This is a genomic window from Prosthecobacter fusiformis, assembly GCF_004364345.1.
In the GTDB taxonomy this organism is placed as follows: Bacteria; Verrucomicrobiota; Verrucomicrobiia; order Verrucomicrobiales; family Verrucomicrobiaceae; genus Prosthecobacter; species Prosthecobacter fusiformis.
Genome location: NZ_SOCA01000003.1, coordinates 579,963 through 598,015, shown reverse-complemented (window position 1 = coordinate 598,015; position 18,053 = coordinate 579,963). Strand labels below are relative to the sequence as shown.

The following is an 18,053-nucleotide window of genomic DNA, read 5'->3' as shown; positions in this document are numbered from 1 at the left end:
AGCCAAGTGTAGAGAATCCCTCTGCCCATGCCCCCCTTCGTCCTTTCTTCAGACCCCATCCCCGATGCCACCTCCCCTTTTGGCCCTGGGCAGGGGGCTGAGGTGCGTTTCCTCGGCATCGTCCGCGAGTTGGAAACCGACCGCGACATCTCCGGCATCGATTACTCCGCCTATCTACCCATGGCCTCCCGCATGCTGGAGCAGCTCATCGCCCAGGGTGGCCAGGATTTCGGCCCGCATCAGGTCTTCATTCAGCACCGCCTCGGCTTCGTAGCAGCCGCAGAACCCTCCATCCTCATTTTCGTCCGCACCAAGCACAGCGCGGAAGCCTTTGACCTTTGCCGCTGGTATTTGAAGGAAATCAAAACCCAAGTCCCGATTTGGAAAAAACCCGTTTTTAGCCCACCGCCAAAGATCACCGAGGCTGATGATCAACCTGACTAAAAATGTTTTGCTGAATTTTCATAACCTTTAAACGGAGTCGAAATAAACGCAGGCACCTGCTTCAATGGGAACTTTGAGAAGGCACGGCTCTTGATACATTCAGGCTCCTATGCCTCCCGCTTTCTCCAAACGCGCGATTTCCTGCTTAGCCGCCCTCAGCTTCTTGCTCACGGGCTGTCAACTTCCTGAGGAGGGCGTGTCAGCCACTGTGAAACGGGCTGAATCCGTTGGTCAGGGCCCTCTCTATACCGGGGCTGCCGAATTGAATGTCCCCATCCGTGCCTCCGCCATCAACGACGTCGCTCGCATGCTCGCCGGCATGGAGGCCTATGCAGGGCAGACTGCCTTTGCCGCCGTCCGGGATTCCTCCGCCTGGCCCTATCACCAGCAGCAGATGAATGCCATGTGGAGCCGTCACGAACGAGGACGCGGGGAAAGAATCCGCGCCTGGGCTGCCCTGGAAATCGGCGATCTCCAACGTCACCGTGCCCTGTTTTATCCTTTCAGCGGCCCGGACTTCCTCTTCGCCAATGAAATCTTCCCCTTGGCGGAAACCTACATCCTCTGCGGTCTGGAGCCTGCGGAACCTCTGCCAGACCTGCGTACCCTCAGTCCCGGTGAAGTCGCCCTGGGCCTCGACGGACTGCGAAACTCCCTCAGCAGCATCACCGATGCCGGATACTTCGTCACCAAGGACATGCGCAATGACCTCCAGTCCACCCGCTTCCGTGGCACCTTGCCCGTCCTTCTGGCCTTCCTCGCCCGCACCGGAGCCACGGTGGAAAGTGTGGACATTGTGCAACTAGACGGCACAGGCACCCCCGTCCTGGCTGGTGTCACGGGTGGTGCAGCTCCCGGTCTCATGATCCGCTTCCGCTCCAGCATGGGCAGCATGAAGCGCCTCTTCTATTTCCGCCAGGACCTGTCCAATGGCAGCACCCGGCCGGGCGGGGCCTTCCTTACCTTTGTGGCCAAGCAGGGCTATCCACCCGCCCTGGTGAAAAGCGCCTCCTACCTCATGCATGACAGCGGCTTTTCCAATATCCGCACCTATCTCACCCGCTTCACCCCCGGCATTGTCCAGGATCCCTCCGGCGTACCTTACCGGGATCTTGTCAATGCCGGCCTCACTGTGGATCTATACGGCAACTACCAGGGCACCCTGGGCATCTTCAGCCAGCAGCAGCCGGATCTGACCGCAGCCTATTACAGCGGACAGCACCGGGTACAGCCCGTGGATTTTGGCTTCGGTTACCTATATAACCGCTCCACCACCAGCCTCATGGTCGCCCGGCGGCGCTAATGGCAGGAATACCCTGCTCCGCGGCAAAAGACTCCATCTGGAAAATCTATAAAATCACCATTGGCTGATTGCCCTTGTGATGTGGGATGTTAGCTTCCCATCCGCGCACCGCAGTGGTGCGTATAGACTTTCATTCCTATGCAATGGCTTTCCTCTCTCGGCACTGTTGGTGAAGTGCTCCGCATCATCATCCTCATTTTTGAAGTCCTTCTCGTCTTCAACCTGATGATTCTCGTCCACGAATGGGGCCATTTCCTCGCCGCCCGCTGGCGTGGACTCAAGGTGGAAGCCTTCTACATCTGGTTTGGCAAGCCCCTGTGGAAAAAGACCATCAACGGCGTCGAATACGGCCTTGGCAGTATCCCCGCCGGCGGTTTCGTCAAACTCCCCCAGATGGCCCCCATGGGCACCATTGAAGGGGAATCCACCTCCGAAGAGCCTCTTCCGCCCATCAAGCCGCTGGACAAGATGATCGTCGCCTTCGCCGGTCCCCTCTTCAGCTTCGGCCTCGCCTGCGTCTTCGCCCTCCTCGTTAGCTGGCTGGGCAAACCCCAGTCCGAAGCCTTCGTCACCACCACCATCGGCTACGTTGTTGAAGACAGCCCTTCCGCCAAAGCCGGTCTCAAGGCCGGTGACGTCATCAAGAGCATCGATGGCCTCCCCATCCGCCGCTTTGAAGGGTTTGTGGACAGCGTCCGCTGGGGCGTCATCGCCAGCGAGGGCACCGAAATCCTTTTTGAAGTGGACCGTCCCGGTGAAGGCATCAAAAAAATCCCCGTCTCCGCCCTGTGGCCGGATGTGGACAAAAAGCCCAGCTCCTGGTGGAAAAGCATCTTCGAACGCCCCGTCCTCCGTGAAGTCGGCATCATGGGCAAATCCACCCCCATGGTCGGTGCCGTCCAGGAAAACAGCCCCGCCGCCGATGCAGGCCTGCAGCCCAATGACGAGATCCTCAGCGTTGATGGCATTCCCCTGCTCAGCCCCGTTCAGTTGCGCGAATACCTCGAAGACAAAGGTGGCAAATCCGTCCAGGTCCTCGTTCGCCGCACAGACAAAAAAGCAACAACCGCCCAATCGGTTGAGCTGACCGTCTCCCTGACCCCTCGTATTCCCGACAAAGCCCCGCCGGAATATGACCGCCCCATGGTCGGCATCGAATGGCACGCCACAGGAGAGCGCAAGCTCGCCTACCCTCCCGTGTCCGAGCAGATCTCCGACGCTGCCCGTAGCATGTTCAGCATGATCAGCAAACTGGTCTCTGGCAATTCCGACATCAGCCCTGCCCACATGAGCGGCCCCGTCGGCATTGGCCGTGTGTATTACAACCTCCTCCAGGACCCTGCTGCACTCCTCCAGATCCTCTGGTTCAGCGTCGTGCTGAACATCAACCTCGCCATCATGAACATGCTGCCCTTCCCCGTGCTCGATGGCGGCCACATCACCATGGCCATCGCCGAAGCCATCCGCCGCAAGCCCCTCCACTCCCGCGCCCTCGAATGGATCCAGACCGCCTGCGCCCTCACCCTCTTCGGCTTCATCTTCTTCGTCACCTTCAAAGACCTCGGAGACATCTTCATCGGCGGCGGCAACAAAAAACCCAACCCCTCCGAAGAACTCAAATGGCTGCCCAAGGATCAACGGCCCGACACGAACTGAACATTTGACGCACCAAGGTTGCTGCGCGTAATTTAGTTTATGAAATCGGTATCTTCATTTCCTCGCAAGTCGAAGACTGCCTCTCGTAAGGTTCTCAAAAATTCAAAACTCGACGCTTCTGGCTTGTCCTGGCTCTTGAACCGGGAACTGCCTGCGCAGGAACAGCTTCCTGAAAATCCGGTGCTTGTTCTCCGACGCTCGTGATCTGGTATGCTGATGCCAGCTTTCTGGTGTCCGCCTTTGGCGAAGATACCAACACCGCCGAAGCCAAAGCTTGGCTGCGAAAATGCACTGATTTTCCATTACTGATCACGAGGTTGTCTGTTTTGGAAGCCGAAACGGCTTTGCGTGCTGCCGTTGCGGGGAAACGGCTTTCCGAGCAACAAATGACCCTGGCCATCGCTGGGGTTCATCGAGCCACTTTGGAGGGTTACCTGCATCGAAAAGACGCACCTCAACATCAATGGTTTCCCCAGGCCCATCGCATCAGCGCTCATTCGGGAACATCTTCCATAGGCCGCGCATTGGACATCCTGCACATCTCTGCTGCCTTAATCTTCAAAGCCGATGGCCTGCTAACCTTTGATAAAAACCAGCGTATGCTCGCAGAATCTCAAGGGCTGAAAGTTCAGCCATAGTAAGAGCTCTCCCCCACATCCCTCAATCAGCTCTCCTGGACTGCCCCATCCACCTGTTCTCCAGGTACCAACCCGTCGAAAAGCTCCCTCACCGCCACCGTCACCCCTGGCAGGCTCCCGCAAACAAGCGTTCCCTCCAGCGAAACGCTCTCCACACGAGCATAGCCCGCTGGCGTCGGTTCCCGATAAACTTCAATGGACTGTTGCCGCGCATTGACGATCCAAAATTCAACCACCCCGGCCTCAGCATAAATAGCCGCCATCTCCCGGTCCTCCTCCAGCGTAGATACCGAGACCTCCACCGTCAGAAGTGCGGTGACAGGATGAGCCACATAATCACTTTCACTCCCTGACACCACTGAAACATCCGGTTCCGGTTCCGAGTCAGCCAAAGTGAGGGGGTCTTCCTTACGCACCCAATGCGTACTACCGACCCACGTTTGCAGCAACTGCAACAGCCGCCCCACCAGTTTCACATGCAGAATGGATTTAGGCATCTTCTCAACAATCACTCCCCGGATGAGTTCCGACCTCTTCGGCACCATGTTCTTGGCGATCATCTCATGCCACGCCGCCACCGATAATGGCAGGGCACGCTTTTGAAAAGCGGGCTTAGTCAGCAGGTCAATCATACCCCTAAATTACCCCTTCTCACCAATCCCGCAAGCCGTACAGTATTCATCACTCTCCGAGTGATGCGATTCCCCCCAAGTCCGCCCCATAGCCATCACGCCACAAATCCCCATCCAGTAACCCGTTCCCCATCGTTCCCCCAATCCGTCCCCCCTCCACTCCGCCATTGCACACCCGCCACCTTGGAGTTTGATACACCCCACCCCATGACTGCCACCAGCCTGCTCCGTTACTGCCCTGACCTCTACCATTACCAGCGCCGCGAGACGCGCCTGGTGACTGTGGGCAATGTCGGCATTGGGGGCGGCAATCCCATCCGTGTGCAGTCCATGATCACCAGCGATACCCGCGATGCCGAAGCCTGCATCCGCCAGTCCCTGGATCTCGCCGCCGCAGGTTGTGAAATCGTCCGCGTCACCGCCCAGACACGCGTCATCGCGGAAAACCTCCAGCACATCCGCGATGGCATCCGCGCCGCCGGTTGTGATGTCCCCCTCGTTGCCGATATCCACTTCAAGCCCGATGCCGCCATGGAGGCCGTCAAGTGGGTGGAAAAAGTCCGCGTCAATCCCGGCAACTACGCCGACAAAAAGAAGTTCGCCGTCAAGGAGTACACGGACGAGCAATACGCCGAAGAAGTCGCCTACATGGAGGCCCAGTTTGTACCGCTGGTTCAGGAGTGTAAAAAACTCGGCCGCGCTATGCGCATCGGCACCAACCACGGCAGCCTTAGCGACCGCATCATGAACCGCCATGGCGATACCCCCCATGGCATGGTGGAAAGCGCCCTCGAATTCGCCCGCATCGCCCGCGCCAACGACTTCCACAACTTCCTCTTCTCGATGAAGGCCAGCAATCCCAAGGTCATGATCGAGGCCTATCGCTTGCTCGTCGCCCATCTCAATTCCCTCGGCAGTGATTGGAACTACCCCATTCATCTCGGCGTCACCGAGGCCGGCGATGGCGAAGACGGCCGCATCAAAAGCGCCATCGGCATCGGCTCCCTCCTTTCCGATGGCATTGGCGATACCATCCGCGTCTCCCTCACGGAGGATGCCATTTATGAAATTCCCGTCGCCCAGGCCCTGGTAAAATCCGTTCAGGCTGGCGTCCGCGACGGCCACTGCGGGGCCACCAGCAGCACCCTGCCCATCAGCTACGATCCCTTCACCTACAGCCGTCGCGCCACGGACCGCCTAACCATTAATGGTATCGAAGTCGGCGGTGGAGCCACCGTTGCCGTTTTCACCTCCCGCCGTAAATGGGATGCCGTTTCCCACAAGTTCGACAAGCTTGGCGACTTCAAGCCTGAGATCGTCGTCGAAGACAGCGGCGTCATCGCCATCGACCCCCGCGAAGACACTTCCCTGCACGACCTCAACTCCTCTGTCGATGCCCGGCTCGTCACCGTCGCCGATGGCCTCGATCTCGCTCCCATCCACGCTTTCCGCCTCCTCGCGGCTAAGCTGGATGCCCGCCACTCCATCCTCCTCAAAGACACCCTCCTGGGCGAGGCCGCAGCCACCCCGGAAACACCCCAGGACTTCACCAGCAATCTCCTCACCGCCGCCACCAACATCGGCTCCCTCCTCTGCGATGGCATAGGCGATGCCGTTCTGGTCAATGGCGAAGAAGCCCCCGGCCAGTCCCTCCGCCTCAGCTACAACATCCTCCAGGCCGCAGGCGTCCGCATCTTTAAGACCGACTACGTCGCCTGCCCGAGCTGCGGCCGCACCCTCTTCAATCTCCAGAGCACCACCCAAAAAATCCGCTCCTCCACCGGCCATCTCAAAGGCGTGCGCATCGCCGTCATGGGTTGCATTGTGAATGGTCCCGGCGAAATGGCCGATGCAGATTTTGGCTACGTGGGCGGCGCTCCGGGTAAGATCAATCTTTATGTCGGCAAAACGGCCGTCAAATTTAACATCCCGGAAGAAGAGGCCGTCGAGCGACTCGTGGACCTCATCAAGGAGCATGGCCGCTGGTTTGAGGCTCCCCTCGCAGCCTGATCTCGGTAAAGGAAAGCGCACATTCCACAAATACCTCATGCAGCGGCCCGGCCCTTGCTCCATGAAGTTGGAACCATGCCTTCTGACCCCAACCGTCCCGGTGTCACCCTCACTCGCGAGGGCACGCATTTCACGGTCTTTTCACGCCATGCCACCCACGTAGATCTCTGCCTCTACGCTCCTTCGGACCCCTCCCGCGAAACCGCCCGCATCCGCATGACCCGCGGGGAGAGCGACCTCTGGCAGGCCTTTGTGCCCAAGGCCCGCGCAGGCCAGCTTTACGGCTATCGCGCCCATGGTCCCTGGATGCCCGGCAGCGCCCTGCGTTACAATCCCAATAAACTCCTGCTGGACCCTTACGCCCTCGCCATCGTCGGCAAGCCGGATGGCAGCACTGGCATGCTCGGCACCGGCGGCACCACCCACTTTCCCGGTGCCTTTGACAACGGGGCCGAAGCCCTCAAATCCGCCGTTGTCGATACCTACTACAACTGGCGCAAAGACGCCCCCCCACGCATCCCATGGCAGGACACCGTGCTCTATGAACTGCACGTCAAAGGCTTCACACAAAACCACCCAGACGTACCCAAAAAACTCCGGGGCACCTACGCCGGTCTCGCCCATCCCGCCGTCACCTCGTATCTGAAAAAACTCGGCGTCACCAGCCTTCAGCTCCTCCCCGTCCACCAGCATCTGGATGACCAGTTCCTCCTGGAAAAAGGCCTCACCAATTACTGGGGCTACAACACCATCGGCTTCTTCGCCCCCCACAACGAATACGCCTCCAACGCAGACCCCACCGTACAGGTGCGCGAGTTCAAAGACATGGTCAAAGGCCTCCACGCCGCCGGGCTCGAGGTCATTCTGGACGTCGTTTATAACCACACCGCCGAAGGCGATGAACGCGGCCCCACCCTCCTCTTTCGTGGCCTGGATGACCGCATGTACTACCGTCATACCTTTGACGAGCACGGCTCCAATTACATCAACATCACCGGCTGCGGCAATGCCGTGGATTCCGCCACGCCCCCCACCCTCCGCCTCATCCTCGATAGCCTCCGCTATTGGGTCACAGAGATGCATGTGGACGGCTTCCGTTTTGACCTCGCCGTCACCGTCGCCCGGGATCATCATGACAATTACGATGCCAATTCCCAGTTCCTCGCCGCCGTCGCCCAGGATCCCGTCCTGTCTCAGGTAAAGCTCATCGCCGAGCCCTGGGACATCTTCCGCATGGATAGCTACCAAGTCGGCGGATTCCCCGAGCCATGGCGTGAGCTCAATGGCAAATATCGCGATTCCGTTCGCCGCTTCTGGGCTGGGGATGAAGGCTCGACTGCCGAATTCGCCAAGCGCATCTGCGGCAGCCAGGACGTCTTCGGCTGGAATCAGCGCCCCGCCCTCAGCACCATCAATTTCCTCACCAGTCACGATGGTTTTACCCTCCTGGACCTCGTCAGTTATGCCAGCAAGCACAACGAAGCCAATGGCGAGGACAACCGCGATGGCGACAATGCCAACCACAGCGTCAGTTGCGGCGTCGAAGGCCCCACCCAGGACCCCCGTGTGCTCAATCTCCGCGCCCGCCTACGCCGCAGTCTCCTCGCCACCCTCATGACCTCCGTCGGCGTCCCCTTCATCAATGCCGGGGATGAGCGAGGCCGCACCCAGAAAGGCAATAACAACGCCTACTGCCAGGACAACGAGCTTAGCTGGATCGACTGGAGCCAGTGCGATGAAGAGATGCTGGATTTCACCCGCCGCATCATCGCCTTGCGGAAAAGCATGGCCAATCTCCGCCGCACCCAGTTCTTCTCCGGCCAGACAGATCCAGCCACTGGCATCGCCGATGTCACCTGGCTGGAGGGAGATGCCAGCCTCCTCTGCCATGAAGAATGGCACGACCCCAAGCGCTCCTTCTTCGGTGCACTCTTGGATGGCCAGCCTCCCGTACTCCTCCTCTTCAATCGCGGGGATCTCCCTCAGACCTTCGAGCTCCCCGGCACCAATGCCACCGTCTGGAGCCTTATCTTTGATACCAGCCTCGTCACCGGCTTCCTTCCCCCAGATTCACGCCTCATCGAAGGCAGCGTCTCCTTCCAGATCAAAGCCAGCTCCATCGCCTGCCTCCGCCTCAAACGCGGCCCCGCCCTCGCCAACGCCCATTGCTAACCCCCCGGAGCGCGGACGCCCCCGTCCGCAAAGCAACAACCCATCGCCGTCCCCCCGGAGCGCGGACGCCCCCGTCCGCAAAGCAACAACCCTCACGCCCCCGGAGCGCGGACGCCCTCGTCCGCAAAAATCTTCAGACCATCCCTGCAAATAGCTGAGCATCAGCAGTTTCCCACTCCCCGTCCCCCCGCCCCCAAAATAAATCACCCAAAGCAGGCGATAGCTTGGCACATCTGAGGCTGTTTGTTAAACAGCGCTTATGTCTGACCTCACCGACTCCTCTCCTGCCGCCCCCGCCCTCACAGAAAAGGAAGTCATCGAAACCCTCGCCGGGGCCAGGGAGCGCATCATCGCTGAGGTCGGCAAAGTCATCGTCGGCCAGACCCAGGTCATCGATGAAATGCTCATCGCCCTCCTCTCCGGCGGCCATTGCCTCATCACCGGTGCACCCGGCCTCGCGAAAACACTTTTGGTTAAAACCGTCGCTGATGTCTTCGATCTCAGCTTCCACCGCATCCAGTTCACCCCGGACCTCATGCCCTCGGACATCACCGGCACCGAGATCCTCGAAGACACCCCCACCGGCCGCAAGCTCGTCTTCAAGCCCGGCCCCGTCTTCGCCAACATGATCCTCGCCGACGAGATCAACCGCACCCCGCCCAAGACCCAGGCCTCCCTGCTGGAGGCCATGCAGGAGCACCAGGTCACCGTCGCTGGCAACACCCTCCACCTCCCGGAACCCTTCTTCGTCCTCGCCACCCAAAACCCCATCGAGATGGAGGGCACCTACCCTCTCCCTGAAGCCCAGCTCGACCGCTTCATGCTCAACATCGTCATCGATTACCTCAGCGAGGATGATGAAGTCTCCGTCGTCACCCGCACCACCGGCGGCAAGCCCCAACCCGTCCAGCGCCTCTTCCACGGCCCCCAGCTCCAGGCCTTCCACGGCGTCGTCAAAAAAGTCCCCATTGCCGAAGACGTCGCCCGCTTCGCCGTCCGCCTCTCCGCCGCCTCACGGCCCGGCCGTCCCGGCGTCCCAGATTTTGTCAATGAATGGGTCTCCTGGGGAGCAGGCACCCGCGCCTCTCAATGCCTCGTGTTAGGCGGAAAAACCCGCGCCCTCCTCCACGGCCGCGCCCACGTCACCCTCGACGACATCCGCGCCATGGCCCACCCCGTCCTCCGCCACCGCATCCTCATCAACTACCGCGCCGAAGCCGAAGGCGTCACCGTCAGCAAAGTCATCGACCGCCTCCTCGAAACCTTAAAGTAAAAACGAGCAAGTGCTCAGTTCTCAGTCCGCAGTGCTCAGACTCAGCCACACCCCAAAGCCCCTCCCCGTCCCCCAAAAAAATCTTTCTACCCAAAATCTTTCTACCCTCTCCGAACTGCGCACTGCGCACTGCATACTGAGCACTTTCTCCCATGCCCTCCCACCTCGATACCGCCGCCCTCGCCCGCATCCGCTCCCTCGAGCTGCGGGCCAAGGTCATCGTCGAGGGCCTCTGGAAAGGCATGCACCGCAGCCCTTATCACGGCTTCTCTGTCGAGTTCAGCGAATACCGCGCCTATGTCCAGGGCGACGACCCCCGCTCCATTGACTGGAAAGTCCTCGCCCGTAGCGACCGCACCTTCATCAAAAAATTCGAGGACGAGACCAACCTCCGCTGCCAGCTCGTCGTGGACCACAGTCGCTCCATGCAGTTCGGCTCCGGCCCCATGACCAAGGCCGCCTACGCCGCCACCCTCGCCGCCACCATGGCCCTCTTCCTCATGCAGCAGGGGGATGCCGTCGGCGTCACCACCTTCGGCCAGACTCTTCAAGAGCACATCCCCGCCCGCAACCGCCCCGGTCACCTCCGCCGCCTCATGCTGGAGCTTGAAAAGCCAGCCCCTGCTGGTGCCACCTCCCTGGATCTCAGTGTCAAACAGCTCGCCGATCTTGTCCGCAAACGCGGCCTCATCTGCCTCGTCTCAGACCTCCTCGCCCCCGTGGACAAGCTCGAAAAACAACTCGGCTGGTTAGGCGCCATGGGCCACGACGTCGTCCTCTTCCACGTCATGGACCGTGCCGAAATCGACTTCACCTTCGAAAAGTCCGCCCACTTCCGCGATGCCGAAACCGGCACCGAGCGCTTCATCGACCCCGCCACCGCCCGCGATACCTACCTCAACCGCCTCACCGTCCACCGCGACTTCATTCGCCGCGCCTGCGAGCGCCAGGCCATCGAATACCACTGGACCCCCACCGACACCCCCCTCGAATCCGTCCTCTTCGATTTCCTCTCCGCCCGCGCCCGCAAAAAAGGAGGCCCCCGCCGATAACCCCCTTGGTAGGGACGCGCTGCGCCGCGTCCGACTTGTCCTCAATGGAGATCCCCCCGTCCTAAACACTCTCATCCTCCCAAAGCCCCCGCCCCCAACCCCAAAAAATCTTTCTACCCAAAACCTTTCTACCCTATCCCCGCCCGATCCCCGCGAACTGAGCACTGAGCACTGAGCACTGAGCACTGAGCACCGAGCACCGAGCACTCAGTCCCCCTCCCCCATTAACCCCACATGACCTGGCTCTTCCCCCTCTACCTCCTCGGAGCCGCCGCCATCATCGGCCCCATCCTCATGCACCTGCGCCGCCGCCCGCCGCAGGACCGGGTGGAGTTCAGCTCCCTCATGTTCCTGGACGCGCAGCCCCCCATGCCCGTCAGCAAGCGCCGCCTGGAGCACTGGCTCCTCCTCCTTCTCCGCTGCCTCGCCCTCATTCTCCTCGCCCTCATGTTCGCCCGCCCGCTCTGGCGCGGAGAGGAAACCGCCGCCCTCAGTCAAAACCACGCCACCCTCATCCTGGTGGACCGCAGCGCCTCCATGCAGCGCGCAGACCTCTGGCCCCGCGCCCAGGCCGAAGCCGCGCGCCTACTCGCCGCCGCCACCCCGGCGGACCGCCTCGCCCTCGCCACCTTTGACCGCGACTTCACCCCACTCTGGACCTTCTCCGAGGACGCCTCCTCCGCCAGCACCCGCACCGCCACGGCAAATCAGCGCCTTCAGCAAACCCGCCCCGGCTGGGCCTCCACAGATCTCGGTCTCGCCCTCGTCCAGGCCACCACCCTTTTCACCAGCCAGCCCGGCCTCACAGGACTCAAAAAACGCATCATCGTCCTCACCGATTTCCAGGAAGGCACCCGCCTCGATGCCCTCCGCAGCCAAGTCTGGCCAGAGACCATCGCCGTCTCCCTCCACCGCCTGGACGCCCCAGATTCGGACAATCTTTCCCTGTCCCTCGCCGCCACCACCACGGAGGATAACAATGAGGATGACAACACCGCCTCACTGCCAACCTCCTCACCCCGCCGCCCCACCGCCCGCCTTCGCCTTTCCAATACCCGCGATTCCAAAGCGGCGAATTTCACCCTTGCTTGGGAAAAAGGCGGCGCAGAAGCCATCACCGGTTACCTCCCACCCGGTGCCACCCGCGTCCTCACCGCCCCTCCCATCGCGGATGAATCCCAGGCCCGCACACTCCTCCTCACCGGAGATGCCTGGGATTTTGACAATCGCGTCTTCATCGCCCCCCCACAGCCCCGCCCCGTCCACATTCTCTTCATCGGAGATGAATCCACCCGCAACGAAGCCGCCTCCCCCCTCTTCTACCTCAGCCGCGCACTTCAGCAGACCCCCACTCTCCTTCCCACACTTCAGGTTATACCCTCGTCCTCCGCCACCAGCATCCCGGCGGAAACCGACATCGTCTTCACCTCCGGCACCCCACTCCAGCTCCCACTGGCCCAGGCCCTCCACACCTTCATGGAAAACGGCGGCATGGTCGTCACCGTCGTGGAGGATACCACCACCCCCGCCATCCTCAGCACCCTCTCCAGTGCCCCGGCCGCCGCCATCGCCCTCAGTCCAGCCGCCCCTTCACAGGATTACCTCATGCTGGCCCAGGTAGATATAGCCCACCCCCTCCTCCGCCCCTTTGCCGACGAGCGCCTCCGGGACTTCACCAAACTCCGCTTTTGGAAACACCGCTCTCTGTCCCTATCGGAGGCCGCCACCCCCTTCCTCAAGGTCATCGCCTCGTTTGATGACCGCACCCCCGCCATCCTCACCTCCTCCCCCGGAAAAGGCACCCTCATCCTCCTCACCAGCGGCTGGCACCCCGCCGACAGCCAGCTCGCCCTCTCCACCAAGTTTGTCCCCCTCCTCTACGGCTGGCTCGAAGCCGCCGGATTCCACAACGAACCCGCCTCCTCCCTCTTAGTAGGAGATGCCTTCCCCCAAGAAGCCAACACCCAAATCCTCACCCCCGACGGCCACCCCCTCTCCCAATCCACCGCCCTTACCCCCGGCCTCTACACGATAACCGGAGCGCGGACGCCCTCGTCCGCATCCCAAACACAAAGCCCTTCCCCGTCCGCCCCCATCTCCCCCGGAGCGCGGACGCCCCCGTCCGCAACTCAAACACCCTCCCCGTCCGCCCCCTCGTCCCCCGGAGCGCGGACGCCCTCGTCCGCATCCCAAACACAAAACCCCTCCCCGTCCGCCCAAACCCCCCGCCTCATCGCCGTCAATCTCCCCCCCGAAGAAACCCGCATCACCCCATTAGAGCCTAACAAACTCCTCGAATTCGGACTCCCCCTCGACTCCCCTTCCACAGACCTCACCCCCTCCCCTCCTGAAGACCGCGAGCGCCTCGCCACCACCGAGCAAGAAGGCCGCCAACGCGCCTGGCTCTGGCTCCTCACCGCCCTCCTCCTCCTCCTAGCCCTCGAAACCTGGCTCTCCGGAAGAATCCGCCACCCCACCCCCCAGCCCACGTATTCATAAATGGAGCCCGCACGCCAGTCCCATGGAGCGCACGCGTCTCGCGTGCCGTGTTTCGCGTCCCGCGGAACACCGTTCTCAAAACCACGACTGTCCACCGTTAACCTCCAATAATCCAAACCTCCCACGTCCCTCCCCTCTCCAAATCCTGTAAAAACTCCCCCTTTCCACCCTCGAGCCCCGTCCCCCCAAACCTCCCCCATCCCCAAAAAAATATTTCTACCCAAAAGCTTTCTACCCTCTCCCCGCCCCCAAAACTGAGCACTGAGCACTGAGCACTGAGCACTGAGCACTCCCCCCCCTGCCCCCCTCCCCCATCTCTCTCACCCCGCCACCGCCATGATCGAACAACAGATCCTCAAAGAAAAATTCCAGGCCGCCCACCGCGGCTGGCAGGGCGCGCACACCTCGTTCAGTTACTTCCTCATCTATCTCGCCGCCGCAGCCACCTGCATCCTCATCGGTTGGAAGGTCCAGGCCCTCTCTTGGATGACCGGCACCGCCCCATGGTGGCTGCTCCTCGCCCCCATCCCCATCGCCGCCATCCTGGCCTTCGCCCTGACCCGCCGCATCCGCCAGCGACGCTCTGTCGCCCGCACCCTGGAGACCCGGCTCCCCGACCTCAACGGCCTCCTCCTTACCGCCGAGGGCCTGCTGGACAAGCCCGATCTCAACATCCTCGAACAGCGCGTCATCTCCGCCGCCACCGACCACGCCGCCAGTCACGACTGGACCGCCACCCTCACCCGCTCTCAGTCACGCCCTCTTCGCTGGCTCATGTACTTCGGCCTCCTCCTTTGGGTGAATGCCTTCCTCTTCATGAACCATCGCTGGAACCAGGCCCACAACCCCTCCCAGCCTAACCAAATAGCCGTCAAAGAAAACGCCACCCCCTCCCCGTCTCCATCCGCCCTGTCCGTCACCCTCACTCCCGGTGATACCGAGATCGAGCGCGGCTCTCGCCTCATCATTGAGGCCACCTTCGCCCAAGATGTCCCCGCCGAGGCCACCCTCGTCGTCACTGAACCCGATGCCGACGCCTCCGTCCGTGAACGTATCCCCATGCGCCTAACCATTGATGGCCAGGTCTTTGGTGCCCTCATTACTCGCGTGGACAAAGACGCCCGCTACCACGTCGAATTTGCCTCAGAGAAATCCCAGCAACACACCATCACCACCTTCGTCTATCCCGCTCTCGAACGTGCCGATGTCAAGATCACCCCGCCCGAATACACCGGCCTCCCCTCCAAAGAAATCAAGAACACCCTCAAGGTCACCGCCCTGGAAGGCAGCGCCCTCGACTTCACTTTCAAGATCAACAAACCCGTCAAGGAAGCCGAACTCTTCGGCGAGGACAGAACCATCATCCCCCTCGTTCCTTCTCCCACAGACCCCACCGTCCTCACCGCCCGCATGAAGGTGGACAAATCCCAAAAGTGGCGTCTCCACCTCGTTGATGACAAAGAGCGCGCCAATAAAAACCCGCCCTGGCTCAGCCTCAAAGTCCAGTCCAACCAGCTCGCAAAAATCGAAATCGTTTTCCCCAAGCGTGACATCCAGGTCTCCTCCATCCAGGAGCTGCCTGTCGAAGCCAAAGTCTGGGACGACCTCGGCGTAACCAAAAGTGGTGTCAGCTTCAGCCTCGCTGGCAAGAGCAAGGAAATCACTTTCAAGCACGGCATTACCCAGCCCGCCAAAAAGCAGGACGTAAAAGAACTCCTCGCCCTCGAGCATGAAAGTGCCGAGCCGCGCCAGCTCGTCAGCTACCATTTCTGGGCTGAGGATACCGGCCCCCAGGGCGAGGTCCGTCGCTCCATGAGCGACATGTTCTTTGCCGACGTCCGCCACTTTGAAGACATCTTCCGCGAAGCCGAAGCCCCGCCTCCAGAACCCGGCATGTCGGAGAAAAAAACCGATACTGACAAACTCGTCGAACTCCAAAAACAGATCGTCAATGCCACCTGGCGCATTGTCCGCGAAACCAGTGCCGGTCGCACCATGGAAACCGCCGCCCCCGATGTGGAGGTCGTTCACGAATCCCAGGCCCTCGCCCTGGACCAGACCAAAGAAGTCATGGAAAAGGTCGAAGATGTCGAAATCAGAACCGCCCTCACCGAAGCCTGGAAGAGCATGAAGGACGCGCTGGATCCTCTGGATCAAGCCTCCTCCGAAAAGAAGCGTACGCCTCTGAACCAGGCCCTCACCTTTGAACAAAGCGCCCTCGAATGGCTCCACCGCGCCCAGAGCCGCGAGCACAGCGTCATGCGCCAAAAGCAGCCCAGCCCTCCCGGCAGCGCCTCCCAACAGGCGAAGCAGAACCAGCTCATGAATCTCGAGCTCAAACAGGAGGAGCAACGCTACGAACAAGAAAAACAAGCCACCCCTGAGCAGACCGCCGAGCAACAGGAAAACCTCCAGGTCCTCAACCGCCTCAAGGAACTCGCCCGCCGCCAGGAAGCCCTCGCCGAAAAAATGAAGGAGCTTCAAAAGCAGATCGAAAAAGCTGAAACCGAGCAGGAAAAAGAACAGCTCGCCAACCAGCTTCAGCGTCTTCAAGACGAGCAGGAACAGCTCCTCCGCGATGTGGATGATCTCAAGGAGCGCATGGAAACCTCCGAAAACGCCACCAACATGGCCGAGGCCAAAGACCAGCTTGAGCAAACTCGCGAGCAAGTCATGGAAGCCGCAGAAAAGCTCCAGGAGGAGAAGCTTGCCGATGCCGCCAATGCCGCCACCCGCGCCCAGCGTGACCTCGAGCAGATGCAGGAAGACTTCAAGCAGAAGACCGCCAAACGCTTCAGCGATGAAATGAAGCAAGTCCGCCAGCAGGCCCAAGAAGTCGCCGAAAACCAAAAGCAAATCAGCGATTCCCTCGAAAATCAAAAGACCCCCGATGCCAGTAGCGACACCAGCAACGCCCTGGAAAAAATGCTCGATGGCAGCCAGGTCGCCCGCCAGATCGAGGAGCAAACCACCCAGGTCAATGACCTCCTCGAAAACATGCGCCGCATCAGCGAGCAGGCCGAAGGCAACAACCCCCTTCTTCATCGCCGCCTCTACGAAGCCGTTCGCGATGCCCAGACCAGCGGCCTCGAAGAAAACCTCGAAAAAGCCCGCCTCCAGTCCCGCTATGGCAACCGCCTAGACGCCCAGGAGGCCGAACGCCAAGCCACCACCTCCGTCGAGCAACTCCAAAAGAACGTCGACAAAGCCGCCGAAAGCGTCCTCGGCAGCGAAACCGAAGCCCTCCGCCTCGCCCGCTCCGAGCTCGACAAACTCATCCAAGACATCGAATCCGAACAAACAGACCAGAGCGCCGACACCCCCTCAGCCCGGAGCGCGGACGCCCTCGTCCGCAACGAACAAACCCAAAGCCCCGAAAAGAGCGCCGATACCCCTTCAGCCCGGAGCGCGGACGCCCCCGTCCGCAACCAAGAAACCCAAAGCTCCGAAGGGAGCGTGGACACTCCTGTCCGCAACGAAGCCCCCGGATCCACTCCCTCACCCTCCAACTCCCAGCAAAACCAAGCTTCCACCAGCGAGCCCAACAAAGAAGGCCAACCCGGCCAAAGCCCGCAGCCCGGCGCAGACTCCGAGCGGAGCGCGGGCACCCTCGCCCGCAACCCAGAATCACAGCAGTCCATCGAACAAGGTGCCGAAGGCGAAGGTGCAAAGCCAGGCCAGAGTAAGAGCAAGGGTCAAGGACAGGGCCAGCAGCCTGGCCAAACAGCCCAAAATGAAGAAGGCCAGCAACCCGGCCAAGGCAAGTCCTCAAACCAATCCCAACGCCAGCCCGGCCAAGGCCAAGGTCAAGACCAACCCAACTCCCCTTCCACCGCCAACCGGAGCAACTCAAATACCGGCAGCGATGACCGCCGTCGCACCCTCCAGCCCAATGCCAGCGGCGGTGGAGCCGACGGCGGCGGTGCCTTCTTCTTCGACGAAACCGCCGAGCATCCCGACCGCAGCCCCCTCACCGGCGAAGGTTACGACCAATGGGCCGACCGCCTCCGCAATGTCGAAGAACTCCTCAACCAACCCGACCTCCGCAACGAAGCCGCCAAGGTCCTCGACAACGCCCGCGCCATGCGCATCGACCACAAACGCAACAACCAGGCTCCCCAGTCCGACCACCTCTCCATGCGCATCACCCAGCCCCTCGTCGAGCTCCGCAATCGCGTCGCCGAAGAACTCGCCAAACGCGACACCGACAACCCCATGGTCCCCGTTGACCGCGACCCCGTCCCCCCCGCCTTCCGCGACCTCGTGAAACGCTACTACAAAGAACTCGGCAATGGCAATTAACAACCTGCTGCGCCCGCCAACCCGTAGGGCGGGTGTGTCCGGCACCTAACAGTCCCTTTCGCTCTCCACCCC

General features: G+C 61.1%; 11 protein-coding genes. 10 read left to right on the top strand and 1 reads right to left on the bottom strand.

Going from position 1 to position 18,053, the window contains the following annotated elements:
* Positions 1-27: 27 nt before the first annotated feature.
* The 4 genes from EI77_RS11700 to EI77_RS11685 all read left to right on the top strand — a co-directional run bounded on the left by EI77_RS11700 (position 28) and on the right by EI77_RS11685 (position 4,041).
* Complete coding sequence (locus EI77_RS11700) at positions 28-444, top strand: molybdenum cofactor biosynthesis protein MoaE (RefSeq protein WP_133795439.1); 417 nt, start codon at positions 28-30, stop codon at positions 442-444.
* 196 nt (positions 445-640) lie between these two features.
* Positions 641-1,747: a hypothetical protein gene (locus EI77_RS11695; RefSeq protein ID WP_133795438.1), complete on the top strand. Its 1,107-nt coding sequence runs from the start codon at positions 641-643 to the stop codon at positions 1,745-1,747.
* 138 nt (positions 1,748-1,885) lie between these two features.
* The gene (gene rseP, locus EI77_RS11690) at positions 1,886-3,403 is read left to right on the top strand and encodes an RIP metalloprotease RseP (protein ID WP_133795437.1); all 1,518 of its coding nucleotides are present in this window, start codon (positions 1,886-1,888) and stop codon (positions 3,401-3,403) included.
* A 200-nt stretch (positions 3,404-3,603) separates the two neighbouring features.
* Positions 3,604-4,041 carry a PIN domain-containing protein gene (locus EI77_RS11685; protein ID WP_133795436.1) on the top strand — a complete coding sequence of 146 codons (438 nt, stop codon included), beginning with the start codon at positions 3,604-3,606 and terminating at the stop codon, positions 4,039-4,041.
* A gap of 26 nt (positions 4,042-4,067) precedes the next feature.
* Here EI77_RS11685 and EI77_RS11680 read toward each other — a convergent pair whose 3' ends face one another.
* Entirely contained in the window at positions 4,068-4,673 is a 606-nt protein-coding gene (locus EI77_RS11680) for a Uma2 family endonuclease (protein ID WP_133795435.1), read from the bottom strand.
* 207 nt (positions 4,674-4,880) lie between these two features.
* On the opposite strand from EI77_RS11680, the gene ispG reads away from it, so the two are divergent.
* From ispG to EI77_RS11650, 6 genes are all read left to right on the top strand, one after another.
* Positions 4,881-6,683 carry a (E)-4-hydroxy-3-methylbut-2-enyl-diphosphate synthase gene (gene ispG / locus EI77_RS11675; protein ID WP_133795434.1) on the top strand — a complete coding sequence of 601 codons (1,803 nt, stop codon included), beginning with the start codon at positions 4,881-4,883 and terminating at the stop codon, positions 6,681-6,683.
* Between the two features lie 75 nt (positions 6,684-6,758).
* Complete coding sequence (gene glgX / locus EI77_RS11670) at positions 6,759-8,855, top strand: glycogen debranching protein GlgX (protein ID WP_133795433.1); 2,097 nt, start codon at positions 6,759-6,761, stop codon at positions 8,853-8,855.
* 259 nt (positions 8,856-9,114) lie between these two features.
* Positions 9,115-10,128, top strand: coding sequence for an AAA family ATPase (locus tag EI77_RS11665; protein ID WP_133795432.1), 1,014 nt, complete (start codon positions 9,115-9,117; stop codon positions 10,126-10,128).
* Between the two features lie 152 nt (positions 10,129-10,280).
* Positions 10,281-11,180 (top strand): DUF58 domain-containing protein, encoded by a 900-nt coding sequence (locus EI77_RS11660; RefSeq protein WP_133795431.1) that lies wholly within the window; start codon positions 10,281-10,283, stop codon positions 11,178-11,180.
* Between the two features lie 234 nt (positions 11,181-11,414).
* Positions 11,415-13,679: a BatA domain-containing protein gene (locus EI77_RS23985; RefSeq protein ID WP_133795430.1), complete on the top strand. Its 2,265-nt coding sequence runs from the start codon at positions 11,415-11,417 to the stop codon at positions 13,677-13,679.
* A gap of 336 nt (positions 13,680-14,015) precedes the next feature.
* Positions 14,016-17,981 carry a hypothetical protein gene (locus EI77_RS11650; RefSeq protein WP_133795429.1) on the top strand — a complete coding sequence of 1,322 codons (3,966 nt, stop codon included), beginning with the start codon at positions 14,016-14,018 and terminating at the stop codon, positions 17,979-17,981.
* Positions 17,982-18,053 lie beyond the last annotated feature (72 nt).

What these genes read in the sequence shown, in the direction of transcription:
- EI77_RS11700 (WP_133795439.1), top strand. Translation starts at nt 28, where the DNA reads ATGCCCCCCTTCGTCCTTTCTTCAGACCCCATCCCCGATGCCACCTCC.
- rseP (WP_133795437.1), top strand. Translation starts at nt 1,886, where the DNA reads ATGCAATGGCTTTCCTCTCTCGGCACTGTTGGTGAAGTGCTCCGCATC.
- EI77_RS11680 (WP_133795435.1), bottom strand. Translation starts at nt 4,673, where the DNA reads ATGATTGACCTGCTGACTAAGCCCGCTTTTCAAAAGCGTGCCCTGCCA.
- ispG (WP_133795434.1), top strand. Translation starts at nt 4,881, where the DNA reads ATGACTGCCACCAGCCTGCTCCGTTACTGCCCTGACCTCTACCATTAC.
- glgX (WP_133795433.1), top strand. Translation starts at nt 6,759, where the DNA reads ATGCCTTCTGACCCCAACCGTCCCGGTGTCACCCTCACTCGCGAGGGC.
- EI77_RS11665 (WP_133795432.1), top strand. Translation starts at nt 9,115, where the DNA reads ATGTCTGACCTCACCGACTCCTCTCCTGCCGCCCCCGCCCTCACAGAA.
- EI77_RS11660 (WP_133795431.1), top strand. Translation starts at nt 10,281, where the DNA reads ATGCCCTCCCACCTCGATACCGCCGCCCTCGCCCGCATCCGCTCCCTC.
- EI77_RS23985 (WP_133795430.1), top strand. Translation starts at nt 11,415, where the DNA reads ATGACCTGGCTCTTCCCCCTCTACCTCCTCGGAGCCGCCGCCATCATC.
- EI77_RS11650 (WP_133795429.1), top strand. Translation starts at nt 14,016, where the DNA reads ATGATCGAACAACAGATCCTCAAAGAAAAATTCCAGGCCGCCCACCGC.